Source organism: Streptomyces sp. NPDC053493, assembly GCF_044544825.1.
Taxonomy (GTDB): Bacteria; Actinomycetota; Actinomycetes; order Streptomycetales; family Streptomycetaceae; genus Streptomyces.
The window spans coordinates 13,159-36,454 of sequence record NZ_JBITXS010000014.1; the positions used below are offsets into that span (position 1 = coordinate 13,159).

Annotated in this window: 22 protein-coding genes; 3 read left to right on the forward strand and 19 right to left on the reverse strand. The window is 72.6% G+C overall.

Features of this window, described 5'->3' with window-relative positions:
* Positions 1 to 7 precede the first annotated feature (7 nt).
* The 12 genes from hypF to ACIGO8_RS30050 form a co-directional block, all read right to left on the reverse strand.
* Positions 8 to 2,602, reverse strand: a complete 2,595-nt coding sequence (gene hypF / locus ACIGO8_RS29995; protein ID WP_399737184.1) for a carbamoyltransferase HypF — start codon at positions 2,600 to 2,602, stop codon at positions 8 to 10.
* Positions 2,599 to 3,294 carry a hydrogenase nickel incorporation protein HypB gene (gene hypB, locus ACIGO8_RS30000; RefSeq protein ID WP_399737186.1) on the reverse strand — a complete coding sequence of 232 codons (696 nt, stop codon included), beginning with the start codon at positions 3,292 to 3,294 and terminating at the stop codon, positions 2,599 to 2,601. Before hypB ends, hypF begins: the two co-directional genes overlap by 4 nt.
* Positions 3,295 to 3,296: 2 nt before the next feature.
* Positions 3,297 to 3,692 (reverse strand): hydrogenase maturation nickel metallochaperone HypA, encoded by a 396-nt coding sequence (locus ACIGO8_RS30005; RefSeq protein ID WP_399737188.1) that lies wholly within the window; start codon positions 3,690 to 3,692, stop codon positions 3,297 to 3,299.
* Positions 3,693 to 3,842: 150 nt separating this feature from the next.
* Entirely contained in the window at positions 3,843 to 3,983 is a 141-nt protein-coding gene (locus tag ACIGO8_RS30010) for a DUF6893 family small protein (protein ID WP_399737190.1), read from the reverse strand.
* Positions 3,980 to 4,510, reverse strand: a complete 531-nt coding sequence (locus tag ACIGO8_RS30015; RefSeq protein ID WP_399737192.1) for a hydrogenase maturation protease — start codon at positions 4,508 to 4,510, stop codon at positions 3,980 to 3,982. The genes ACIGO8_RS30010 and ACIGO8_RS30015 overlap by 4 nt, the downstream gene beginning before the upstream one ends.
* Positions 4,507 to 5,907 carry a hypothetical protein gene (locus tag ACIGO8_RS30020; protein WP_399737194.1) on the reverse strand — a complete coding sequence of 467 codons (1,401 nt, stop codon included), beginning with the start codon at positions 5,905 to 5,907 and terminating at the stop codon, positions 4,507 to 4,509. Before ACIGO8_RS30020 ends, ACIGO8_RS30015 begins: the two co-directional genes overlap by 4 nt.
* Complete coding sequence (locus ACIGO8_RS30025) at positions 5,904 to 6,542, reverse strand: DUF6084 family protein (protein ID WP_399737196.1); 639 nt, start codon at positions 6,540 to 6,542, stop codon at positions 5,904 to 5,906. The genes ACIGO8_RS30020 and ACIGO8_RS30025 overlap by 4 nt, the downstream gene beginning before the upstream one ends.
* Complete coding sequence (locus tag ACIGO8_RS30030) at positions 6,539 to 7,198, reverse strand: DUF5947 family protein (protein WP_399737198.1); 660 nt, start codon at positions 7,196 to 7,198, stop codon at positions 6,539 to 6,541. Before ACIGO8_RS30030 ends, ACIGO8_RS30025 begins: the two co-directional genes overlap by 4 nt.
* Positions 7,195 to 7,752 carry a hypothetical protein gene (locus tag ACIGO8_RS30035; RefSeq protein ID WP_399737200.1) on the reverse strand — a complete coding sequence of 186 codons (558 nt, stop codon included), beginning with the start codon at positions 7,750 to 7,752 and terminating at the stop codon, positions 7,195 to 7,197. Before ACIGO8_RS30035 ends, ACIGO8_RS30030 begins: the two co-directional genes overlap by 4 nt.
* Positions 7,749 to 9,533, reverse strand: coding sequence for a nickel-dependent hydrogenase large subunit (locus ACIGO8_RS30040; RefSeq protein WP_399737202.1), 1,785 nt, complete (start codon positions 9,531 to 9,533; stop codon positions 7,749 to 7,751). Before ACIGO8_RS30040 ends, ACIGO8_RS30035 begins: the two co-directional genes overlap by 4 nt.
* A gap of 89 nt (positions 9,534 to 9,622) precedes the next feature.
* Positions 9,623 to 10,705, reverse strand: a complete 1,083-nt coding sequence (locus tag ACIGO8_RS30045) for a hydrogenase expression protein HypE (RefSeq protein ID WP_399737204.1) — start codon at positions 10,703 to 10,705, stop codon at positions 9,623 to 9,625.
* A 34-nt stretch (positions 10,706 to 10,739) separates the two neighbouring features.
* The gene (locus tag ACIGO8_RS30050) at positions 10,740 to 12,461 is read right to left on the reverse strand and encodes a hydrogenase maturation protein (protein WP_399737206.1); all 1,722 of its coding nucleotides are present in this window, start codon (positions 12,459 to 12,461) and stop codon (positions 10,740 to 10,742) included.
* Positions 12,462 to 12,735: 274 nt separating this feature from the next.
* Here ACIGO8_RS30050 and ACIGO8_RS30055 point away from each other — a divergent pair, with 274 nt between their 5' ends.
* The gene (locus ACIGO8_RS30055) at positions 12,736 to 13,119 is read left to right on the forward strand and encodes a hypothetical protein (protein ID WP_399737208.1); all 384 of its coding nucleotides are present in this window, start codon (positions 12,736 to 12,738) and stop codon (positions 13,117 to 13,119) included.
* A 124-nt stretch (positions 13,120 to 13,243) separates the two neighbouring features.
* On the opposite strand, the gene ACIGO8_RS30060 is transcribed toward ACIGO8_RS30055, so the two are convergent.
* The 4 genes from ACIGO8_RS30060 to ACIGO8_RS30075 all read right to left on the reverse strand — a co-directional run bounded on the left by ACIGO8_RS30060 (position 13,244) and on the right by ACIGO8_RS30075 (position 17,527).
* Complete coding sequence (locus tag ACIGO8_RS30060) at positions 13,244 to 14,149, reverse strand: carbohydrate ABC transporter permease (protein WP_399737210.1); 906 nt, start codon at positions 14,147 to 14,149, stop codon at positions 13,244 to 13,246.
* A complete protein-coding gene (locus tag ACIGO8_RS30065; RefSeq protein ID WP_399737212.1) occupies positions 14,149 to 15,060 on the reverse strand; it encodes a carbohydrate ABC transporter permease in 912 nt (303 codons plus the stop codon). Before ACIGO8_RS30065 ends, ACIGO8_RS30060 begins: the two co-directional genes overlap by 1 nt.
* A gap of 36 nt (positions 15,061 to 15,096) precedes the next feature.
* Positions 15,097 to 16,359 (reverse strand): extracellular solute-binding protein, encoded by a 1,263-nt coding sequence (locus tag ACIGO8_RS30070; RefSeq protein ID WP_399737214.1) that lies wholly within the window; start codon positions 16,357 to 16,359, stop codon positions 15,097 to 15,099.
* Between the two features lie 367 nt (positions 16,360 to 16,726).
* Entirely contained in the window at positions 16,727 to 17,527 is an 801-nt protein-coding gene (locus tag ACIGO8_RS30075; protein WP_399737216.1) for a DeoR/GlpR family DNA-binding transcription regulator, read from the reverse strand.
* A 282-nt stretch (positions 17,528 to 17,809) separates the two neighbouring features.
* Here ACIGO8_RS30075 and ACIGO8_RS30080 point away from each other — a divergent pair, with 282 nt between their 5' ends.
* Positions 17,810 to 18,760, forward strand: coding sequence for an SIS domain-containing protein (locus ACIGO8_RS30080; protein WP_399737218.1), 951 nt, complete (start codon positions 17,810 to 17,812; stop codon positions 18,758 to 18,760).
* Positions 18,761 to 18,830: 70 nt separating this feature from the next.
* The gene (locus tag ACIGO8_RS30085) at positions 18,831 to 19,667 is read left to right on the forward strand and encodes a ketose-bisphosphate aldolase (RefSeq protein WP_399737220.1); all 837 of its coding nucleotides are present in this window, start codon (positions 18,831 to 18,833) and stop codon (positions 19,665 to 19,667) included.
* 71 nt (positions 19,668 to 19,738) lie between these two features.
* Here ACIGO8_RS30085 and ACIGO8_RS30090 read toward each other — a convergent pair whose 3' ends face one another.
* The 3 genes from ACIGO8_RS30090 to ACIGO8_RS30100 all read right to left on the reverse strand — a co-directional run bounded on the left by ACIGO8_RS30090 (position 19,739) and on the right by ACIGO8_RS30100 (position 23,240).
* The gene (locus tag ACIGO8_RS30090) at positions 19,739 to 20,635 is read right to left on the reverse strand and encodes an AraC family transcriptional regulator N-terminal domain-containing protein (protein ID WP_399737222.1); all 897 of its coding nucleotides are present in this window, start codon (positions 20,633 to 20,635) and stop codon (positions 19,739 to 19,741) included.
* A 77-nt stretch (positions 20,636 to 20,712) separates the two neighbouring features.
* Positions 20,713 to 21,252: a YbhB/YbcL family Raf kinase inhibitor-like protein gene (locus ACIGO8_RS30095; protein WP_399737437.1), complete on the reverse strand. Its 540-nt coding sequence runs from the start codon at positions 21,250 to 21,252 to the stop codon at positions 20,713 to 20,715.
* A 203-nt stretch (positions 21,253 to 21,455) separates the two neighbouring features.
* A complete protein-coding gene (locus tag ACIGO8_RS30100) occupies positions 21,456 to 23,240 on the reverse strand; it encodes an FAD-dependent oxidoreductase (RefSeq protein WP_399737224.1) in 1,785 nt (594 codons plus the stop codon).
* Positions 23,241 to 23,296 lie beyond the last annotated feature (56 nt).

Sequence of the window (23,296 nt, forward strand, 5' to 3'; positions counted from 1 at the left end):
CTCTCCTTCACTGTCGCTCTCGTCGTGGTGTGCCGGCGCCGGCGCCTTCGGTGATCCGGGCGGCCACGACGAGCTGGCCGAGGGCCAGGCCGCCGTCGTTCGGCGGGATCAGGCGGTGGCGCAGCACGGTGAAGCCGTCCTGCCGCAGCCCTTCGGCGCAGGCCGAGGAGAGCACCGTGTTGGCGAAGACTCCTCCGCTCAGGGCGACGGTCCGCACGCCGGTCGCGTCGCGGGCGGCGGCGCAGACCGTCCGCACCAGCCGTGTCACGGCGTGGTGGAACCGGGCCGCGACGACGTCCGCGGGCGTCCCGTCGAGCACGTCGGCGGCCGCGGCCCTGAGCAGGGGCGCGGGGTCGGCGGTGAGCGGGGCGCCGGCCCGGCGCGGGCCGAGCCGGAAGGCGTAGCGTGCGTCCTCGGCCACGGCGGGTGCGCGCAGGGCCGCGGCCTCCAGCTCGATCGCCGCCTGCGCCTCGTATCCGGCGTGGTGGCAGATGCCCGCGAGGGAGGAGACGGCGTCGAAGAGGCGTCCCATGCTGGAGGTGGGCACGCAGTTCAGCTGCCGCGCCAACTGCTTTTCCAGGACGGCCAGTTCGCCGGGGGCGCAGGCGGCCGTGCAGGGCAGCGCCGGGTCGGCGGCGAGGCCCGCGGCCCGCAGGTGGGACAGGGCCATGCGGTAGGGCCGTCGTACGGCGGCGTCGCCGCCCGGCAGGGGTACGTAGGCGAGGTGCGCGAACCGTTCGAGGCCGGCGTAGTCCGCGAGCAGGAACTCGCCGCCCCACACGGCGCCGTCGAGTCCGTGACCGGTGCCGTCGAAGGCGACGCCGATCACCGGGTCCGTGCCGTCGAGGCCGTTCTCGGCCATCGCCGCGGCGACGTGCGCGTGGTGGTGCTGTACGGGGACGACGGGCCGCCCGGCGGAACGGTCGCGGGCCCAGCGGGTGGACCGGTAGGCCGGGTGGCGGTCCGCGGCGAGCAGAGCGGGCGTCACGCCCGTGACGGACTCGAGCTGCCGCTCGGCGGAGGTGAGGGCGAGCTGGGTGGCGAGGTCGTCCATGTCTCCGATGTGGGCGGAGAGCCACGCCTGGCGTCCGGCACCGAGGCAGAAGGTGTTCTTCAGGTCTCCTCCGACCGCGAGCGCGGGCGCGACGTCGACGGGCAGCGCGACCGGCAGCGGTGCGTAGCCCCGCGAGCGGCGGAGCGTCAGCTGCTCGCCGTCGCAGACGCGGACGACCGAGTCGTCGCAGGGCACGTGGATCGGCCGGTCGTGCAGCAGCCAGGCGTCGGCCAGGCCGGCGAGCCGGGTGAGCGCCTCGGTGTCGTCCGTGACGATGGGCTCGCCCGAGCGGTTGCCGCTGGTCATCACCAGCAGCCGGGGGCCTTCCCGGTCCTCTGCTCCGAGGCCGAGGAGGAGGTGGTGCACGGGCGTGTACGGGAGCATGAAGCCGAGGTCGGGGCTGCCGGGCGCCACGGCCGGCGCCGGGACGGGCGCCTGGGGCGGTGCGGTGTCGTCGCGGCGGCGCAGCAGGACGACGGGCCTGACCCGGCCGGTGAGGAGTTCCCGCTCGAGCGGGCCGAGGTGGGCGAGGCGTTCGACGTCGGCGAGATCCGCCGCCATCAGGGCGAACGGTTTGTCACCGCGCGCCTTGCGGCGGCGCAGTTCGGCCACGGCATCGGGATCGGTCGCGTCGCAGGCCAGGTGATAGCCGCCGAGGCCTTTGACGGCGAGGATCGCACCGGCCGCGAGCATCCGGCGCGCGGCGGCGATCGGGTCGTCGGCGGAGCCGCGGGCCGGGCCGGCGCTTCGGCCGGTGCCGGAGCCAGGAGCGGGGCCGGCGTTTCGGTCGGCGCCGGAGCCGGTGGTGAGCCAGGCGTTTGGGGCGGCGGTGCCGGAGCCACGAGCGAGGCCGACGTCTCGGTCGGTGTCGGAGCCGGTCGTGGCGTCGCCGAGGCGGTCGGGTGCGTCCGGGGAGGTGACCAGGCGCAGTCGGGGGCCGCAGCGGGGGCAGGCGACGGGCTGTGCGTGGAAGCGCCGGTCGGCGGGGTCCGCGTACTCGCGTGCGCAGTCCGGACACATCGGGAAGCCGGCCATGGTGGTGTGGACGCGGTCGTACGGCAGGCCCGTGACGATCGTGAACCGCGGGCCGCAGTGGGTGCAGGTGATGAAGGGGTGGCGATACCGCCGGTCGGCGGGGTCCGCGAGCTCGGCGAGGCAGTCGTCGCAGGTCGCGGTGTCGGGTGGGACGAGGGTGCGGATGGCGCCGCCCTGAGGAGAGGGCACGATGGTGAATCCGCTGCCGCCGCTCGCGGCCACCTCGGTCGCCTCGACGGACTCCACCCGGGCCAGGGGCGGGGCGTCGGGCGCGAGGCGGGTGCAGAAGGCGGCGACGTCCTCCGGCGCGCCCTCGACCTCGGCGACGACGCCGTCCGCCGTGTTGGTGACGTGGCCGGACAGGCGCAGCCCGGTGGCGAGGGCGTAGACGAAGGGGCGGAAGCCCACGCCCTGCACCACTCCGCGGACGACCACGCGGCTGCGTGCGCGTACGGACGAGGCGGGGACCGGGGCGGGGACCGGGGCCGGGGCTGCGGGCCGCGCCGTGGTCACGCGCCGGCCCGGGCCATCACCGGGCTGTGGACGCGGTTCCCCTCGGCCGCCGCGAGAGCCCGGTCGAGGAGCGCTCCGGCGCCCCGGCCGTCGCGTACCGAGCTGAGGACGACCTCGACACCGGGGTTGACCTGCTCCACGTGGGCGCGGAAGGCCGTCTCGTCGAACTCGGCGGCCTCGGCCATGTCGGTCTTGGTGACGATCACCAGCTGGGCGAGGCCGAAGGCGGTGGGGTACTTGAGCGGCTTGTCCTCTCCCTCGGTGACCGAGGCGAGCACGACCCGGAGCGACTCGCCGAGGTCGTAGCCGGCGGGGCAGACGAGGTTGCCGACGTTCTCGACGAACAGCAGCCGGGTGGACTCGGGCAGCCAGTCGTGCAGGTGCCGGGCGACCATGTCGGCCTCCAGGTGGCACAGGCCGTCGGTGAGCACCTGCTTGACGGGTGCGCCGGAGCGGGCCAGGCGGCGGGCGTCGTTCTCGGTCGCCAGGTCGGCGGTGAGCGCGGCGGCGGCGACGCCCCGTTCGCCGGCGAGGCGCAGTTCACGCTCCAGCAGGGCGGTCTTGCCGCTGCCGGGGCTGGAGAGCAGATTGACCACGGTGGTGCCGCGGGCGGTCAGTTCGGTCCGCAGGATCTGTGCCGCGGCCTCGTTCTTGGCGAGGACGGCGCGCTGGAGATCGACTGCTCGGCACATGCTCAGCTCTCCTCGGTGATCGGTGGGCGGTGTTCCGCGCGCGGCTCCCCCGGGTCGGCCCAGCGGACCTGACGGATCCGGAGTTCACGGCCGGAGACGAGTGCGTCGGCGGCGGCGCCGCAGCCGGGGCAGAGCAGGTGCGGCGGCATGCCGACGGCCCAGACCTCGGCGCACGGTTCGCAGCGGGCGCTGCCCGGGACGGTACGGGTGATCAGTTCGGCGCCCTCGACGACGGTCCCGGCGCAGGCGAGTTCGAAGCAGAAGGCGAGGGCGTCCGGGACGACGCCCGCGAGTTCGCCCACGTCCAGCTCGACGCTGCTGACGCCGGCCGCCCCGCGGGACCTCGCCGCGGTCTCGACCTGGTCGACGACGGCGACCGCGAGGGACATCTCGTGCATCGGTCTCCGTCCTGGGCGCGGGGCGAGTCGGGGGCGTCTCGGGCGCCATTAGAGGACGGCGGGCGGCGGTGGCGCGCCCGGCACGCCGGGACCGGGCGGCGGAGTCGTCCGTTCGACGCAGCCTCCGCCGTCACCGGTCCCGCGGGCGGGTCACATCCTGCTGATGCGCAGATAGCGGCGGAGGTCGGGAAGGACTCCGACGGCGACGGCCACGACCGCGAGGGCGGCGGTGACGGCGGCTGCGGCGCCGAGGACGTTTCTGGGCATGGCGTTCTCCGTTTCGGTCTTCATACGACGGCTTCCTGGTGGACCAGTTCGGTCACCATGCGCACCGCCTCGGGCACGGCCGCGGCGACCTGCGGGCTGAGCCCGATGCCTTCGTCGAGGCAGGCCGGTTCGCAGCCGACGACGAGGATCCGCCGTGGCGGCGCCGCGCCCGTTCCGGCGCAGAGGGTGTCGAGCAGGGCGAGGACGGCGTCGGGCGTCATCCGGTGGCCGTCGAGCGGTGCGGGTCCGGCGTCGTGGCTTCGGTCGCCGGGCGCGGAGGCGTCGATCAGGTAGAGCGTCCCCGGCTCGCCGCCGCGGGCGGTGACGTCGACGAGGACGAGGGTGTCCCAGCCGTCGAGGAGTTCGTAGGCGAGGTGGACGCCCCGGACGCCGACGTCGGCCAGCTCGACGCGGGCCGGGAGTTCCTCGCGGGCGAGCCGCCGCAGGGTCTCCACGCCGAAGCCGTCGTCGCCGAGGAAGATGTTGCCGACCCCGGCCACGAGGGTGCGGGCCGTGCCCGGCTCCCGGGTCGCGGACGCGGGGCCGTTCACGCGTCCTCCAGGGGCTGGACCTCGTCGGGCTGGAAGTAGAGGAACCGGCCCTGTTCGCGGCGGATGTCGGCGCCCGGGTCGTCCTCCACGGTCACCGCGACGTGGACGCCGCCGTCGACGTCGTGGAGGACCGCCTCGACCAGCGCGGCGCGCCCGTCGAGGAACAGGTCCTGGGCGTCCGTGCGGCGCAGCCGTGGGCGCAGGACGACCCTGCTGCCGGCGCGGACCGGGTGTCCGTCGACGAGGACGTGGTCGGTGTCCGGGTCGACGGTGGTGTCGCCGCCCGGGTCCCACCAGGGCGTTTGCGGTTCGAGGACGTCCGAGGAGCCGGGCGCCGGCGGTCCGGTGAGGTCCTTCAGGCCGCGTACCGCTCCGTGCAGTCGTTCGAGGACCTCGGGCGGCATGGTGTCGGCGAGTTCGATGACCGCGGCCGCGCGGGCGTCGGTGCCTCTGGCCTCTCGTTTCTCCTCGTCGGTGAGGGCGGCCGTGCGCAGCGCGAGGATCTCGTCGATCTCGGTGGCGTCGTAGAGGGCGCCGGGGCTCTCGGGCGCGATGGCCGGGTGGTCCTCCAGGATGATCGGCGAGGAGAGCATCAGGTCGTCGTGGCCTGGTTCGCCGGCCAGGACGGGCCAGGTGTGCAGGTTGCGGCAGGCGGCGACGGCGCCCTTGGCCCATTCCGGCGGGTCGGTCATCGACAGGAACGAGCCGCCGTCGAGGCGGAGCAGGGTGTGGGTGGCGACGAGGGAGTGGGGCAGTGCCGCGTGGCGGTCGGTGTCCGGGCCGGCGGTCCAGGCACTGGTGTTCTCCACGGTGACCGAGAGGCGCTCGACGCGGTAGGGGCCGTCGAGTTCGGCCGCCGAGATCCGCAGCGTGCCGCTGATCTCCTCGCGGCGGCGCACGAGACGGCCGAGGACGCGTCCGTCGGTGTCGGTGACGTCCTCCGCCTCCTCGGCGGCGGGGCGGGTGAAGGGCAGGACGGTGCCGTCGCCGCGCAGGTCGGCCACGGGTACGACGAGGGTGACGCGCTCCTCGACGCCCTCGTCCCAGGGCACCAGGACCCGGTCGGGCAGGCGCAGTTCGCCGGTCGGGGCGAAGCGGCCGTCCGCGCCCCGTTCCTCCACGGTGCGGCGCTGGGCGCGCAGGAAGCGGACCTCCACGGCGAGTTCGGCGCCGGCCCTGGGCTCCATGAGGCATTCGGTGAGCTGGAAGTCGTGCTCCTCCGCGGCCGCGCTCCAGGACGGCGGCACCAGGACGCCGAACTGCCAGCGGAGCCGGTTCTTGGCGGCGGACGCACGGTACGGGTAGAGGACGTAGCCCTCGAAGAGGACGGCGTCGGCGACGTGCCGGGCGACGGCGAAGCGGGCCTCGGTGCCCGGGCTGAAGGCGACGGTGGTCATCGTGTCCTCTCCCCCGCCGCTTCGAGCAGGGACTCGACGGTGGCCTCCCAGGACGGGAGGGCCCGCCGGGAGCGGTAGGCGAGAAGGGCGTCCATCGCGTCGCCCGGGAGCCGGATCCATCCGCAGCCCGGGAAGTGCTGGTCGATCATCTCGCGCCACACCTTGACGGGCATGCGGTGGGAGACCTCCCTGTCCCAGGGAACGGGTTCGACGTGGAAGCCGCCGGCGCCGGTGAAGGCGGTGCCGGAGAAGAGCAGGAGCAGCGGGACCTCGCCGTCGGCCAGCGCCCGGAGGTAGCGGGACGCGGCGATGTCGGTGTCGTAGGTGCAGGGCACGACGAGGTCGGTCTCGGTCTCGCCGGTGAAGCCGGGCACCATGACGGAGGCGTGGGCGAACTGGACCGGGTGGAGGGTGCTGCCCCATCGGGAGCGTTCGCCGAACAGGTCGGCCAGGGCCGCGGCCTCTTCGTCGTCGTAGCCGCGCCGGGCGGGTTCGATCCGGATCTGGCAGCGCAGGGCCATGGCGTGGACCCGGGTGCCCGCGGTGGCGGTGATCCGCAGCCGGAAGACCAGCGTGGGTCCGGCCGCGTAGGCGTCGGCCCGGACGTCGACGCAGGCGAAGGAGAACTCGGTCACGGCCTGCTCCCCTGCGGTGCGCGGGCCAGGCCGCGGACGTGGGCGAAGACGGCGTCGAGGTCCGCGCGCGCCTCGGCGCCTCCGTCGAAGCCCTGCCAGTGCAGTCGCATGCGGCCCACCAGTTCGTAGCAGAGGTCGACCGGCACGAGGAAGCACTCGGTGCGGCCCTCGTGGCGGCGCAGCAGCAGGGCCTCGACGTCGGGTTCGAGGTCGGCGGCGAGCCGGGTGGCGTCGAGGAGGGACCGCCAGGCCGCGTCGTCCGCTTCGCTCTCGGTGGCGCCGGCGGGGCTCGGGTAGAGCGCCACCGGCCGGCCGAGGGCGGAGTTGTGGAAGAAGAACGCGACCGCGACCGGGATGCGCAGCGCCTCCCAGGTCCGGTCGTCGATCCGGTGTTCCGGGTCGCCGAGGAAGCGGCCGGGGACCGCGCGGAAGCGCCCGGGGGACGCGGCGGAGCGGTCCATGAGCTGCGCGCAGGGACCGCAGGCGCAGACCAGGGCCCGCTTGTCGGTGTCGACGAGGTGCGGGTGCCGTTCCTCGGCCGCCAGCGGGGCGCCGCACAGTTCGCAGCGCTCCTCGCGGGGCGGGCGGGGCGTGGTGAACCGGCGCAGGCCGGTGGGCGCCGGTTGCCGGACGGCGCCGCTCGGCGGCCCGTTCACCGGGCGGCCGGGGAACGGCCGTCCGCGCCGGCGAGCGAGGGACGGCGGCCGATCTGGAGCAGTGCCGGTTCGCTGGGGGCGGCGCTCTCCAGCTCCACGCCGGTCACCTCGGGCGCGAAGCAGGCGAGGGTGTCCACGGCCGTCTGCCGGAGGGACTCCTGGGTGCCGGAGCAGCCGCAGCCGGAGGAGCCGGTGACCCGCAGCCTGAGGACGCCGGTGTCCGGGTCGAATCCGGCGTTCTCCACGGGCTGCGGCAGGGCGGCCAGGGCGCGCTCGATCCGGGTCGGCGCGTCCTCGGGGTGCAGTCCGTGCAGGGTGAGGAGGCTCGCGACGAGTTCGTCGGCGAGCAGCGGGGCCAGCGGGTCGGCGGGCGGGCGGGCGGCGGGGCGGCCGAGGAGCTCGACGACGCGGGCGATGCCGCCGCCGTAGAACTCCATGAGGACGCGGACGAGTTCCTCCGCGGCGGCGCGGGTCTCGGCGTCGCCGTTCTCGGCCAGCCGGTCCAGGACCTCCTCGACCCGTCGGCCCGCCTGTTCGGCGGTGGTCGTGCTCATCCGGCCAGTCCGCTCAGGCCGGTGGGCACGTGCATCTGCTTCACGGTCCTGCCGTTGCCGGTGTACATGTGGACGCCGCACGGCAGGCACGGGTCGAAGCTGCGCACGGCGCGCATGATGTCGATGCCCTTGAAGTTCTCGGGCGGGTTCTCCTCGAAGATCGGGGTGTTCTGGACGGCGTCCTCGTACGGGCCGGGCGTGCCGAAGGTGTCCCGCGTGGAGGCGTTCCACGGCGTGGGCGGATAGGGGTGGTAGTTGGCGATCTTGCCGTCCCTGATGACCATGTGGTGCGAGAGGACGCCGCGTACGGCCTCGGTGAAGCCGACTCCGATGGACTCGTCCGGCACGTCGAACTTCTCCCAGGTCTGGGTGCGTCCGGCGCGGACCTCCTCCAGGCCCTTCTCGGCGCAGTGCAGGGCGACGGCGGCCGCGTACGCCTGGAAGTAGGTCCGGGCGCGGTTGCGTTCCAGGGCGTTGCTCCACCGCGGGATCTTCCACTCGAAGGTGGTCTCCGGCTTGGTCATGGTGCGGGGCAGGTTGATGACGACGCTGTGGCCGGTGGCCTTGATGTAGCCGATGTCGACGAGCCCGGACAGCGCGGTGGACCACAGGCGGGCGATGGGGCCGCCGCCGGTGTCCAGGGCGAGGTGGTCCTTGCCGTCGAACCAGCGCGGGGACATGACCCAGCTGTACTTGTCGTCGAAGTTCCGCTTCTGCGGGGCCGGGATGGTGTGCTGGTTCCACGGGTGGCGCGGGTCGACCGGGTTGCCCAGCGGGTCGTGGGTGACGAACTGCTCCTGGCCCTGCCAGTCCTCGTAGTAGGAGCTGCCGAGCAGGATGCGGATGCCCAGGTTGATCTGGGTGAGGTCGTTGGTGACCAGCTTGCCGTCGACGACGACGCCGGGCGTGACGAACATCCGCCGGCCCCAGTCGGTCATGTTGGCGTAGGTGAAGTCGCAGTACTCGGGGTCGTTGAGCGCGCCCCAGCAGCCGAGCAGCACGCGGCGGCGGCCGACCTCCTCGTAGCCGGGCAGCGCCTCGTAGAAGAAGTCGAAGAGGTCGTCGTGGAGCGGGACGACGCGCTTCATGAACTCCACGTAGCGCATGAGGCGGCTCATGTAGTCGGTGAACAGCTGCACGGAGGCGATCGTGCCGACGCCGCCCGGGTAGAGGGTGGAGGGATGGACGTGCCGCCCCTCCATGAGACAGAACATCTCCCGGGTGTAGCGGCTGACCTGGAGGGCCTCGCGGTAGAACTCGCCCTCGAGCGGGTTGAGGGAGCGCATGATGTCCGCGATGGTGCGGTAGCCGTGCTCGGCGGCGTGCGGCGCCTCGGTGCGCTCGGCCAGCTCCAGGACGCCGGGGTTGGTCTCGCGGACCATCTTCTCGCAGTAGTCGACCCCGACCAGGTTCTCCTGGAAGATGTTGTGGTCGAACATGTACTCGGCGGACTCGCCGAGGTTGATGATCCACTCGCCGAGGTGCGGGGGCTTCACGCCGTACGCCATGTTCTGCGCGTACACCGAGCAGGTGGCGTGGTTGTCACCGCAGATGCCGCAGATGCGGCTGGTGATGAAGTGCGCGTCGCGCGGGTCCTTGCCGCGCATGAAGACGCTGTAGCCACGGAAGACGGAGGACGTGCTGTAGCACTCCGCGACCCGCTTCTGCTTGAAATCGATCTTCGTGTGGATGCCGAGGCTGCCCACGATCCGGGTGATGGGATCCCACGCCATCTCCACAAGCCCGGAGCCGTCACCCGTCGTCTTCGCCGGAGATGCCATGGTCGCTGTGGTGCCCTTCGTCAAACTCTTCGACTGCGCGAACAGTGGGTTGGATGGTGGTCCTGCGGTGGTGGCCCGACGCCGTCACGTCACCAGGGCGGCCGGTAGCCGGTGGTGATCCGCTCGCCGGTGTGCCGCCACTTCGGCTCCTTGTCCACGGTCCTGGCCGTGATGGTCCGCAGGCGGCGGATGACGGAGCCGTACACGCCGCTGGCGGTGCTGGAGACCTTGCCGCCGGGAGGTTCGTCCATGAACGGCATGAACTTGTCCGGGAATCCGGGCATCGTGCACGCGATGCAGATGCCGCCGACGTTCGGACAGCCGCCGATGCCGTTCATCCAGCCGCGCTTGGGGACGTTGCACTTGACGACGGGGCCCCAGCAGCCGAGCTTGACCAGGCACTTGGGCGAGTCGTACGTCGAGGCGAACTGGCCCTGCTCGTAGTAGCCGGCCCGGTCGCAGCCCTCGTGCACGGTGGCCCCGAACAGCCAGTTCGGGCGGAGCTTGTCGTCCAGCGGGATCATGGGCGCGGAGCCGGCCGCCTGGTAGAGCAGGTAGGTCAGCGTCTCCGCGAAGTTGTCCGGCTGGATGGGGCAGCCGGGCACGCACACGATCGGGATGCCCGCGTGGGACTTCCAGTCCCAGCCGAGATAGTCGGGCACGCCCATCGCGCCGGTCGGGTTGCCGGCCATGGCGTGGATGCCGCCGTACGTGGCGCAGGTGCCGATCGCGACCACGGCGAGGGCCTTGGGCGCCAGCCGGTCGATCCATTCGCTGGTGGTGATGGGCTGGCCGGTCTCCGGGTCGTCGCCGAAGCCGCACCAGTAGCCCTCCTGCTTGATGGCCTCGTTCGGGATGGATCCCTCGACGACCAGCACGAACGGGTCGATCTCGCCCCGCTCCCCCTTGAAGAACCATTCGATGAACGTGTCGGCGCCGCCGACCGGACCGCACTCGAAGTCGATCAGCGGCCAGTGGACGGCGATCCTGGGCAGCCCCGGGAGTCCCGCGAGGGCGATCTCCTCGATGCTGGGCTGCATGGCGGCGGTCAGGGCCACCGAGTCGCCGTCGCAGCTCAGGCCCGCGTTGATCCAGAGGATGTGGATCGGCTTCTCTTCCGTGCCGGGTGCGGCGCCCTGGTCCTCGGCCGGGGCCGCCTCTACTGCGCTCATGAGTCGCCTCCTGAGGAGGGATGGGGCGAAGGCCTCATGTCAGGCCTGGGTCTTGGACAACAGTCGGCCGATCCGCCCGGGTCCGCACCCGGGCCGTGCCGGGCGGGTGGCCGGGGAGTTCCTTCCGGACGAAGGCCCGGCGCAGGGCGTGGTAGCTCGCGGCGGGATCGTCGAAGATCGCCCGCATGCGGGAGAGCTCCTGTTCACGGTGGGCGGCGAGGGGCGCGACGGCCTCCCGGCGCTCGTGTTCCGCCTTCTTCGCCGCGATCCGTGACGGCAGACCGCCACGGGACGCGAGGTGGAGGGCCAAGCGGGTGATCTCGGCGCCGAACTCGCCGGGTCCGCAGTCGACCACCCGGTCGACCAGACCCATGTCGAGCGAGGCCGCCGCGGACACCGGCCGGGCCTCCTCGGTCAGGCGCGCGGCCAGGGCCTCGCCCACCTTGCCGGGCAGGGTGCGGGTCCAGTACTCCGAGCCGTACAGGCCCATGAGCCGGTAGTGCGGGTTGAGCACCGAGCCCGCCCGGCACCAGACCTCGTCGGCGGCGAGCGCGAGCATCACCCCGCCGGCGGCGGCGTTGCCGCCGACCGCGCTCACCACGATCCGGTCGGTCGTGGTGAGGACCGCCTCGACCAGGTCGTTCATCGCGTTGATGTTGGCCCAGGACTCGGCGGCCGGGTCGGCGGAGGCCTCGATGACGTTCAGGTGGATGCCGTTGGAGAAGAAGTCGCGCTGCCCGCCGAGCACCAGGACGGAGGTGGGGCGCCGGCGCGCGGCCTCGTACGCGTCCAGCAGACGGCGGCACTGCCCGGTGCTCATCGCCCCGCCGGGGAACGCGAAGGACAGGACGCCGACCGGTCCCTGCTCGCGGTACGTGATGTCGCTCCAGGTGCGCCGGCCCGGCGCGGGCTCGGCGGGCGCCGGCACTTCGGGGAGGTCCGCCGCACGGCCCCCGAGGGCCAGCGTGGCGGGCAGTTTGCAGGCCCGCGGCCTGCCGGGGCCGGTGCGGGCGCGCAGCTCGGGGATCCACACCGCGCCGTCCACGGTGGCTCGGCAGACGGCTCCCGCCCGGGTGGCGATCAGGTCGCCGGGCCGGCCGCGCAGGGTGTCCTCCGGGTGGCCGCCGTGCAGGAACCACTCGGCGCCGAGCAGCCGGTCCGGGACGCCGGGCTGCGAGTCGGCCGCCCGCAGGGTGCGCAGCACGGTCTCGGTGGTGTCCTCGTCCCACGAGATCCGGCGCTCCTCCTGGCGCAGGGCGGGACGGGCGCGGATCCGGCCGGTCTGCGGACGTGGCGCCGCTCCGGCAGCGACCTTCTCGACGGCCCGGAGCACGGCGGCGACGGCGGCGTCGGACAGCTCGTTGCGGTACAGGTCGCTCTTGCCGACCTTCGGGACGGGGAAGGCCGCGGACGCCCAGACGTCGCCGGCGTCCATCTCCTCGTCGGCCTGGAGGACCGTGACGCCCCACTCCTCGACGCCGTCGAGGATCGCGTGGTCCAGCGAGGACGGGCCTCGGTCGCCCACCGGCCCCGGATGCACGATCAGGCACCGGTGCGCGGTCCACACGTCGCGGGGCACGACGGCCTTCAGCAGGGGCGCCACGACCAGGTCGGGCGCGTGGCGCGTCACGGCCTCGCGCACGGCGTCGCCGTCGGGGGTGACCTCCACGGGCACGGTGTGCCCGCGGTCGCGCAGCTCGACGAGGACGCGCTGGGTGAGACTGTTGAAGCTGCTGGCGACGAGCAGGATGCGCATGGGCGGCCTTTCCGGGTCTCGGCGGACGGTGCGGCCCCGTGCACCGCGGTCCGTCGACCGCCTGCGATCATCGGGCAGCCGGAGCCGGGCGGCGGGATGGCGGCGCCCGTGCCTCACCCGTTCGAAGTGCGCCCGTCCGACCGATTGGCGGGCTGACGGCCTGGGCGCGACCTCGTCCCGGGAGACGTGCCCCGCGTCCCGTGGGAAAATGGAGGCTCCAGGTATGCGTGCGCATCCGGACGCATACGCCTCGCACGGACAGGCAGGTCGGCTCATGGCCGAGAATCCGAAGTCCTCCAGGCGCTCGCGCGGCGAGCCGAGCCGCGACGGCATGGCCGGGCAGCACGGCTGGTCACCCGATGTGGACGAGACGCGACAGCAGGACAATCCGAGCGCCGCGCGTTCCTTCCACGCCGAGAAGCACGCGCCTCCGCCCGGCAAGGGCCGCAAGCCCGCCGCGGAGGAGGAGCGCGAGGTGCCCGGCGACACCGTCCACAGCGACACGACCAGCGGCGAGAAGCGCGGCCGTTCCTCGGACAAGGGCATGCGCGACACCGGCCGCAGGGGCCGGTCCGGGCGTCCCAGCGGAACGAAGGACGACTCGGCCTTCACCGGCGTGGACGCGGACGACGACGCCTCCGGTCCGCGCCCGGGCTGACGTCCGTCGCGCGGGAGCGCGGTGGCGGAGGCACGGAGGCACGGCGGGCACGGACGACCGCCGCACCTGCCCCGGTTCGGGCAGGTGCGGCGGCTTTCGGTCGTTCGAGTGCTGCGAGACGGACCTACTTGACCGATCCCGCGGTCAGTCCGGAGACGACCTTGCGCTCGATGAGCGCGAAGAGGACGACCACCGGCACGATGGCGACGACCGAACCGGCGAAGAGGTAGTTCCACTGGACGGTGTAGTTGCCGATGAAGCTGTTGATGCCGACCGTCAGGGGCTGGCTCTCCGGTTCGGTGGAGAGGGTGAGGCCCATGACGAACTCGTTCCACGCGGCGATGAAGGTGAAGATCATCGCGGTCACAACGCCGGGCATCGCGAGCGGCAGGGTGATGCGCAGGAGCGCCCCTGCGCGGCCGAGTCCGTCGATCATGGCCGCTTCCTCGAGGGCCTCCGGGATGGCGGAGAAGTAGGCGGTGAGGATCCAGATCGCGAAGGCCAGGTTGAAGGCCGCGTTGCAGAGGATCAGGGTCCACACGGAGTTGAGCATGTCCAGCTGGTAGAACTCGCGGTAGAGGCCGACCAGCAGGGACGTCGGCTGGAGCATCTGGGTGACGAGCACCAGCAGCAGGAAGAGCCTGCGCCCGCGGAACCGCATGCGCGCGGTGTAGTACGCGGCGGGGACGGCGACCAGCAGGACGAGCAGGGTGGATCCGCCGGCCACCAGCAGCGTGACGCGCAGGTTGTCGCCGAGCCGGGACTCGCGCCACACGTCGACGAAGTTCGCCCACTCGAACGTGCTCGGGAGGTAGGTGGCGTCCCGCAGTTCGTTCGCCGGCCGCAGGGCGGTGACGACCATCTCCGCGTACGGCAGCAGGAACAGCGCGGCCAGCAGCCAGGCGACCGCCGCGATCAGCAGGGTGCGCGGGCCCGGTGTCCGGGAGCGCCGGACGCGGGAGGGCCGGCTGGTGGCGGGCGCTCCGGTCGGGGCCCGGGCGGGGCGGGGGGCAAGGGTCTGCTGGGCCATCAGTTCTCCTCCTGGTTCCAGCGGGCGGCCTTGAGGAAGAGCGCGACCATGGCCACGACGAGGACGAAGTTGGCGACGGACATCGCCGCGGACTGGCCGATGTCGGAGTTCTTGAGCTGGTACATGAACACGGTGGTGGTGGCGGTGTCGCTGTCGGGGCCGCCGCGGGTCATGCTCCAGATGACGGGGAACGAGTTGAAGACGTTGATCAGGTTGATGACCATGCCGACGAGCAGGGCGGGGCGCAGCAGCGGCAGGGTGATGCGCAGGTACGTCTGCCAGGTGGTGGTGCCGTCGACCCTGGCGGCCTCGTAGATCTCGGCGGGGATGGTCTGGAGGCCGGCGAGCAGGGTGTAGGTGGTGAAGGGCAGCGAGACGAAGACGGCGACGAACATCATCCAGGGCCAGGCGGTGGACGGGTCGCCGAGCCAGTCCTCGGGGCCGTCGACGAGGCCGAGGTCCGTCATCAGGGTGTTGAGCACGCCGGCGGTCTGGTCGAGCATCCACTTGAAGCCGATGGCGGTCATGACCACGGAGGCGGCCCAGGGCGCGATCAGTGCCCACCGGGTGAGGCGGCGGCCGGGGAACCGCTGGTTGAACAGCTGCGCCAGGGCCAGGGAGACGACCATGGTGGCGGTGACCACGACGAGCGTCCACACCACGGTGGAGAGGACCACCGAGGGCAGTGAGGGCTCGTCGAGCATCTGGGCGTACTTGTCGAAGCCGGCCGAACCGCGGACGAAGCCGCTGCTGCTGATCTTCAGGAAGGACGTGCGGACCATCTCGTAGACGGGCCAGAGGACGACCAGGACGATGAGCAGGACGGCGGGGCCGATCCAGGGCAGCGGGCCGAGGCGGGCCAGGCCGCCCCGGCCCTTGCGGGCGGGGCGGGCGGCGGGTGAACGGGACACGACGGGGCCTTCCGTGACGTGGCGTGGGGCGGGTGCCTACTGGTCCGCCACCGCGGCCTCGGCCTTCTTCTGCAGCTCGCCCAGCACCTTCGCCGGGTCGTCGACGGCCGTGCCGCCGCTCTTCTTGATCTCGGCGGAGACGGCGTCCCAGGTGGTGTCGCCCAGCGGGTAGAAGACCGCGTGGGGCAGCAGGGCGAAGAACGGCTCCAGGTCCTTGTGCCGGCCGTTGGTCGTCATCTCCTGGAGGGTGTCCTCGGTGACGGGCATCAGGTTGTACGTCTCGTCGAACTTCAGCGTGTTCTCCTTGGAGTACGCGAAGTCGAGGAACGCGCGGACCTCCTCCTTGTGGCCGCCGTCCTTGAAGGCCATCGTCCAGTCGGCGACGCCGAGGGTGGACCTCAGTGCGCCGGTCCTGCCGGGGATGGGCGCGACGCCGTAGTCGACCTTGCCGTCCTTGGACATCTGGATGAGGGACGGGTGACCGTTGAGCATGGCGGTCTTGCCGGCGGCGAAGTCGGCGAACGCGGTCTTGCGGTCGGTGGTGGCGGGGTTGGCGTAGGTCAGGCCCGGCTCGACGAGGTTCGATTTGAGCCAGGAGAACGCCTCGACGTTGGCCTTGCCGTCGAGCGTGTAGGCGCCGTTCGGGTTCGTGTAGCCGCCGCCGTTGCCGAGCTCCCAGATGAGCGACTCGCCCTGGGCCTCCTCCGGGCCGAGCGGCAGCGCGTACGGCGTGACGCCGGGGACCTTGGCCTTGATCTTCTCCGCGGCCGCCTTGAGCTCGTCCCAGCTCTTGGGGGCCTCGGTGATGCCGGCCTTGGCGAAGACCTGCTTGTTGTAGAAGAAGGCGCGGGCAGAGGAGACGAACGGGATGCCGTACTGCGTGCCGTCCACCTCGCCGGCCTGGGCGAAGCTGTCGATGAGATTGGCCCGGGTCCGCTCCGACAGGACCTCGTCCGCGCGGTACAGCAGGTCGTCGGCGACCTTGTCGGCGTAGCCGCCGGTCTGGAGGACGTCGGGCACGTTGCCGCTCTGGATCATCGTCTTGACCTGGGAGTCGATGTCGTTCCAGTTGATCACCTGGACGTCGACCTTGATCTTCGGGTGGGCGGCGGTGAACCGCTGGGCGACGTCCTTCCAGTAGAGCGTCGAGCTGTTCGACGCCTTGTCGCCGTAGTCGGCGGCGACGAGCTTGAGCGTCACCTCGCCGTTCGCCGAGCCGCCGTCTCCCTGGCCACCGCCGCACGCCGTGAGCGTGAGCACACCGATGGTGCAGGCCGCCACGAACAACCGCTTGTTCATCGTCAGTACCGCCTTTGTGTGTGCCGGCTGGCGAGGCGCGTGCAGCCGGTCGAACCAGGAACGGCGAGGACGCTCGGAGCATGCATCAACCTGGATGGTGTGCCAGGTTTTCGCTCAGTAACGAGCATCTGCCGTGGCCAAAGTAAACACGATGAGCAGCCGCCGCACCAAGGGCTACGAGCGGAAAGATGCCGCAGCCGGTGCCGCACGGCCGCGTTTCACCAGGTCGGAGCGTGCCCTCCGGGCGCCTGCGGCCGTCCTGGCGCCGCGGACGACGAAACCGCCCCCGTGCGCGGTGACGCGGCACGAGGGCGGCTGGACTGCTCGGTGGATCCGCCCACCGAGGGCGGAGCGGGGTGCGGAGGGCTCAGACGGTGACCACCTCGATGCCCGCCTCGGCGAGCTTGGCGGCGATGTCCGGCGCGATCCCGGAGTCGGTGACGACGACGTCGATCTGGTCCAGGCCGCAGATCCGCGCGAAGGCGCGCTTGCCCATCTTGGTGGAGTCCGTCACCAGGATCACCTTGCGGGCGCGCTCGGCGAACAGCCGGCTGATGCCCGCCTCGTCCTCGTGATGGGTCATCACGCCCAGCTGGGGATCGATGCCGTCGACACCCAGCACGGCGACGTCGAGCACCACCTCGTTCAGCACCCCGACGGTCAGCGGGCCCACCAGCTCGTAGGTCTGGGGCCTGGCCACACCGCCGGTGGCCACGATCTTGAACTGCGGCCGGACCGCCAGCTCACCGGCGATGTTCAGGGCGTTGGTGACGACGGTGTACATCGGCCCGGACTGGCTCTCGCCCGGCTCGGCGGGCCCGCCGCCCGCCCGCAGCGCGAGCGCCCGCGCGACCTCGGTCGTGGTCGTGCCGCCGTTGAGACCGACGACGTCGCCCACCACCAGGAGATCCGCCACGGCGGCGGCGATCCGCTGCTTCTCGGAGGCGCGGCGCGAGGACTTGTACCGGAGCGGAAGCTCGTACGAGACGCCGTGGGCGATCGCGCCGCCGCGGGTGCGCACGAGCAGGCGCTGCTGGGCGAGTTCGTCGAGGTCCCTGCGGATGGTGGCGGGAGAAACCGCCACGGCGGCGGCCGCCTCCTCGACGTCCAGCTTGCCCTCGACGGCCAGCAACTCGAGCAGCTTGCTCCACCGCTCCTGCTTGGACATGCGCCACACCCTTCCCTGACCCCTGAGGCAACCCGGCCGAGGCAACCCGGCGCCCGCCGGTCGCGTGCGCGAAGTTGATCGTAGCGCGAGGACATCGAGCAGGACGCGCGAGCGGTGATCGGCCCACGTGAGGCGCGCGCAACGCCTTCCTCAACGGACACATCATGCTCAGACATGCTTGGAATCAGAGAGTTTCAAGCAGCTATTGACAGCAATTACGCATGTGACGGAGCATTGGTCTAGTCAAGCAGTCCCCGCGCCCCTACGAGCCCAAGGAATCGCGTGACCACCTACGAGACCTCCCGTACCTCCGTCGAGATCGCGTCCCAGCCGGGCACGTGGAAGCGCGCGGCCGAGTCGGTCGCCCTCTTCACCGAGGTCCTCCCCCGACGAGGGGAACGCGTCGCGGTCGTCGGCTGCGGCACGTCCTGGTTCATGGCCCTGGCCTACGCGGAGCTGCGCGAGAAGGGCGGCCACGGCGAGACCGACGCGTTCGCCGCCTCCGAGTTCCCGCACGGCCGGGCCTACGACCGCGTCCTCGCCCTCACGCGCTCCGGCACGACCACCGAGGTCGTCGACCTGCTGACCGAGCTCAAGGGCACCGTTCCCACCGGTGCCGTCACCGCCGATCCGAACACCCCGGTCATGTCGGCCGCCGACGCGGTCGCCGTACTCGACTTCGCGGACGAGCAGTCCGTCGTCCAGACCCGCTTCGCCACCACGGTCCTGGCCCTGCTGCGCGCGCACCTCGAAGCCGAGAACGCCCTGCCGGCGGGCGTGCGTTCCGTGGAGCGGGCGGTCCTGGACGCCGAACGCGCCCTCGCCGAGCCGCTGGAGCCGTCCGTCCGCGAGGCCGAGCAGTTCACCTTCCTCGGCACCGGATGGACCTACGGCCTGGCCCTGGAGGCCGGTCTGAAGATGCGTGAGGCCGCGGGCGCCTGGACGGAGGCGTATCCGGCGATGGAGTACCGCCACGGCCCCATCAGCATCACCGGCCCCGGCCGCGTCGCCTGGCTCTTCGGCCCCGCGCCGCGCGGCCTGGCCGACGACGTCGCCCGGGTCGGCGGTCTGTACGCGGCCGCGTCCGGCGACGGGGACGACGCCCTCGACCCGCTCGCCGACCTCGTACGGGCCCAGCGCCTCGCCGTCCACCTCGCCGAGGCCCGCGGCTTCGACCCGGACCGGCCCCGCAATCTCACCCGCTCCGTCATCCTCGGGGACACCCACGCCTGACACCTCCGTGCCCACGACGCCGCGGACGCCACCGCACCCGCCCCGCCTCACCGCCTGACGGAGAACACCCATGCCTCTCACCCCCACCGAAGCCGTCGTCGGGCCCGCCCGCGCCGCCGGCACCGGTGTCGGAGCCTTCAACGTCGTTCAGATCGAGCACGCCGAGGCCATCGTCACCGGAGCCGAGCGCGCCGGACTGCCGGTCATCCTGCAGATCAGCGAGAACACCGCCCGCTACCACGGCTCCCTCGCCCCGACCGCACTCGCCTCCCTCGCCCTGGCCCGGGCGGCCACGGTCCCGGTGGCGGTCCACCTCGACCACGCCGAGTCCGCGGAACTCGTCACCGAGGCCGTGGAACTCGGCTTCACCTCGGTCATGTTCGACGCGTCGAAGCTGCCGTACGACGCAAACGTCTCGGCCACCCGCGAGGTGACCGACCTGTGCCACCGGGCCGGTGTCCTGGTCGAGGCGGAGCTGGGCGAGGTCGGCGGCAAGGACGGTGCCCACGCGCCGGGCGTCCGTACGGATCCCGACGAGGCCCGCGCGTTCGTCGCGGCCACCGCGGTCGACGCCCTGGCCGTGGCCGTGGGCAGTTCACACGCCATGCTCACCCGGGACGCCGCGCTCGACTTCGACCTCATCGCCCGGCTGAGGGCCGCGCTGGACGTGCCGCTGGTGCTCCACGGCTCCTCCGGTGTCGACGACGCCGGCCTCGCCAAGGCGGTCGCCGCCGGGATGACGAAGGTCAACATCTCCACCCACCTCAACAAGCTCTTCACCACGACCGTCCGCGAGCGGCTGGACGCCTCCCCCGACCTGGCCGACCCGCGGAAGTACCTCGGCCCGGCGCGGGACGCGGTGGCGGCGGAAGTGGCTCGGCTGCTGGGTGTGCTGGCCGGCCGCTGACGGCACGGCCCGGGGCCCGGTCGCGGAGGCGACCGGGCCCCGGGCCGTCCCATGGGCGGCGAGACTTCCCGCTACGACGCGGCGGCGGCCACGGGAGCGGTGCGCTCGCGCAGGCGGGCCGCGTCGACGCTCGGCGGCACGCCGAACTGGCGCTTGTACTCCCGGCTGAACTGCGACGGGCTGTCGTAGCCCACCCGGGAGCCGACGCCGGTCACGTCGTGCGGGCGGCCGGCCAGCAGCAGGCGCGCCGCCTGCAGCCGGATCTGCTTCTGGAACTGGATCGGGCTCATCGCCGTCACCGACTGGAAGTTCCGGTGGAAGGCGGAGACGCTCATCCCGGAGGACCGCGCCAGGTCCTCGACCCGGAAGGCCTCCGCGTAGTGGTCGCGGATCCAGTCGACCGCCCGGGTGACGTGGGTCAGGCTGCTGTCCGCGAGGCCGAGTTGCCGCACCGCCTCGCCCTGCTCGCCCGTCATCAGCCGCCACAGGATCTCACGCTTGATCAAGGGGACCATGACGCGGCGGTCGCGCGGACGGTCCAGCAGGCGCAGCAGGCGGACGATCGCGTCGATCAGCTCCGCCGGGGCGTCGCTGACCGTGATCGCGGTCCTGGGCGACCCGGTCGACCGCGGCAGGTCGCCCGGTGCCGCGCGCAGCATCAACTCCGCGATGACGGCGGGCTCCAGCGTCATCCCGAAACCGAGCTCCGGCCCGCCCGGCGCGACGCGTCCGGTCACCGGCAGATCGGCCGAGGTGACCAGGTACTGGCCGACGCCGTACGCGTAGACCCGGTTGCCGAGGGCGAGCCGCTTGGCGCCCTGGGCGATGACCGCGAGCATCACGCCGGACATCGCGTACTCCGGCTCGGCGTCCGGGTCGGCGCGGCAGATCCGGACGCCGTCGAGGGCCGTGGTCTGGTCGGGTCGTGCGTGCCGCTCCAGCAGCGCGCGAAGCTCGTCGAGGGACATGCTCCCATCCCATCATGCGGTCGGCATCGGCCTCCCGCCGGAGGACTCCCGTCGGAGGGAGGATCGTGCAAGGTGCCTTACGCCCCGGTCTCCTCGTAGCCGGCGATCAGATGGCCCCGGGCCAGGGTGTGGAACCGCAGATGGAATCCGACGAGCGCGGGCGCCGCGTCGGCGTCCGGCCCGAGCCGCTCCCGGTCGACGGCGTACACCGTGAACACGTAGCGGTGCGGGCCGTCGCCCGCCGGCGGCGCGGCGCCGCCGAAGTCCCGGCTGCCGTAGTCGTTCCGGGCCTGTACGGCGCCGGCCGGCAGTCCTTCGAAGGTTCCGGTCCCGGCCCCGGCCGGCAGCTCGGTGACGTCGGCCGGGATGTCGAAGACCGTCCAGTGCCAGAACCCGCTGCCGGTCGGCGCGTCCGGGTCGTAACAGGTCACGGCGTAGCCACGGGTGCCCTCGGGTCCCGGCGACCAGCTCAGCTGCGGTGAGGAGTTGCCCTTCGCGTACACGTGCGCGTCCGGCAGGATCCCGCCGTCCGTCAGGTCCTGGCTGCGGACCGACAGCGCGGGCACCGGCGGGTGGAAAGCGTGCGGCAGCGGACGGCGGGGCGTCGGGTCGCTCATGGCGGACTCCTTCTCCTTGCTCTCGACGAGATCGCCCGGGAGGGGCGCGGTCCTCATCCGAACACGGAGCGACCGGTGAAGGGCCGGCGGTGGGAGGATCGTGCAAGAAGGTGCGATCTTTGTGAACCGCCTCCGCTCCGGCCGGCCCCCCGCCCGCCGCGGTCCGCCCCGCCCGCCGCGGTCCGCCCCCGCCCGTCGCGGCCTCAGCCGACGTCGAGCGCGTTGGGCAGTCCGAGTCGGTGGCGCAGCCGGTCCTGGCGCTTGAGGCCGTCCAGCTCCGGGGCCCGGAAGAGCGGCTGGACCGTGCAGCGCGCGGCAGGCGAGCCGGTTCGGTCGAGCAGGGCGTTGACGGCCTGGCGGGCGGAGGCGTTGGCGCCCTCCATCGTGGCCAGGTCGATGTCGACGGCCACGTAGTCGCCGGCCAGGAAGAGGTTGGGGATCCTGGTGGCGGCCCGCGGCCGGTTGTGGAACGTGCCGACCGGGTGGACGAGGAGCTGGTCCTCGTTGGTCGGGTCGGGCGTGCCGAGGCCGTCGACGCCCGGGTCGAGGAACCAGGAGTGCAGCGCGCCGTCCTTCAGGACCGTACGGCCGGTGTCGTTGAACGCGGCCTTGAGCTGCGCCCACACCTCCCGGGCGACCTCCGTGCGCGTGCACTGCTTGGCGGTCTTGCCGTAGAGGATGCCGGGCCGGTCCCACTCGGAGATGTCGACCGAGAGGCAGTCGACGACGGTTCCGTCGCCGTAGTCGGCCGCGAAGTCGCGGGACGGCCAGTGGCGCGCCTGCTGGATCGCCGTCAGGGACCAGGGCGAGTCGATGCAGTTGGCGTGCCCGGCGAGCAGCGGCGCGTGCTCGGTCAGATAGAACTGGATGCCCGTCATCCAGTCGGTCTCCAGCTGGTCGCAGCGCGCCAGTTGCGGGTCCGCCGCCCGCAGCGCCGCGCCCCAGGTGCGCCGGGCGTGCTCCACCGGGATCGCGGAGACGTAGTGGTCGGCGGTCACCGCGCGGCGCACGCCCTGCGGGTCCTCGACGAGGGCCGCCGCGATCCGCCCGGAGGCGGCGTCGTAGGCCAGCTCGCGCAGGGTCCAGCCGATCCGGAACTCCACGCCGAGACCGGTCAGATGGGCCGCCCAGGGATCGATCCAGGCCTCGTTGGTGGGCAGGTTGAGGATCCGGTCGAGCGGTCCGTCGGCGCCGCGGCCCAGGGCGTTGAAGACGAAGGCCTCCAGGAGAGTGGCGACCGTACGGGTGCTGGCCTCCTCGGCCTTCGTCGCCACGATGTTGCGGGTGAGTCCCACGGCCAGGATGCGCTGGTAGTCGTAGCTCATCCGCTCGGCCCGCAGGAACTCCCACCAGGGCGTCCGCTCCCAGGTGTCGTCGCGCCGTTCGGCGCAGCTGGTGAGGAAGACGAGGAAGCGGTTGACGAAGTACGCGGCCTCGTGGAGCGGGATGGAGCGGGCGGTGTCCAGGAGGGCGGTCAGGGCGCGGCCTATCTCGTCGAGGGTGAGCTCGGCCGCCCGGTGGCCCGGCCAGGGAAGCGGGATGCGCAGGTCCTCGCGGCCGGTGCGGGCGAAGGACATCTCCGCCGGGGCGACGAGGTTGTCCCAGACGCCGTGGGGGTTCCCGGGGAAGGGGATGCGCCGCATCGTGTCGGGCAGGTTGTGGTAGATGCCGGGGATGAAGCGGAAGCCGTGCTCGGCGGGGAGCGGGCGGCGGTTGCCGCGCGCGCTGCCCGGTACGTCCATGGAGCGGGCCTTGCCGCCCAGCGCGCGGCGCTCGTAGACGGTGACGCGGAAGCCGCGCTCGGCCAGTTCGTGGGCGGCGGTCAGGCCGGCGACGCCACCGCCGAGCACGGCCACGGACGGCGGCGCGGACGGCTCGGCGGCGACGGCGGGTACGGCGCCGAGGGTGAGTTCCCCGACGGCGGCGGCTCCGGTCGCGGCGGCCGCGCCCGCCACGAAGGTGCGTCGTGAGGTGCCCGTACGGTCCATGCCCCAACCCCTTTACCGGCGGTAACCCGACATCCGACGCAGGAGCATAGGGCCGT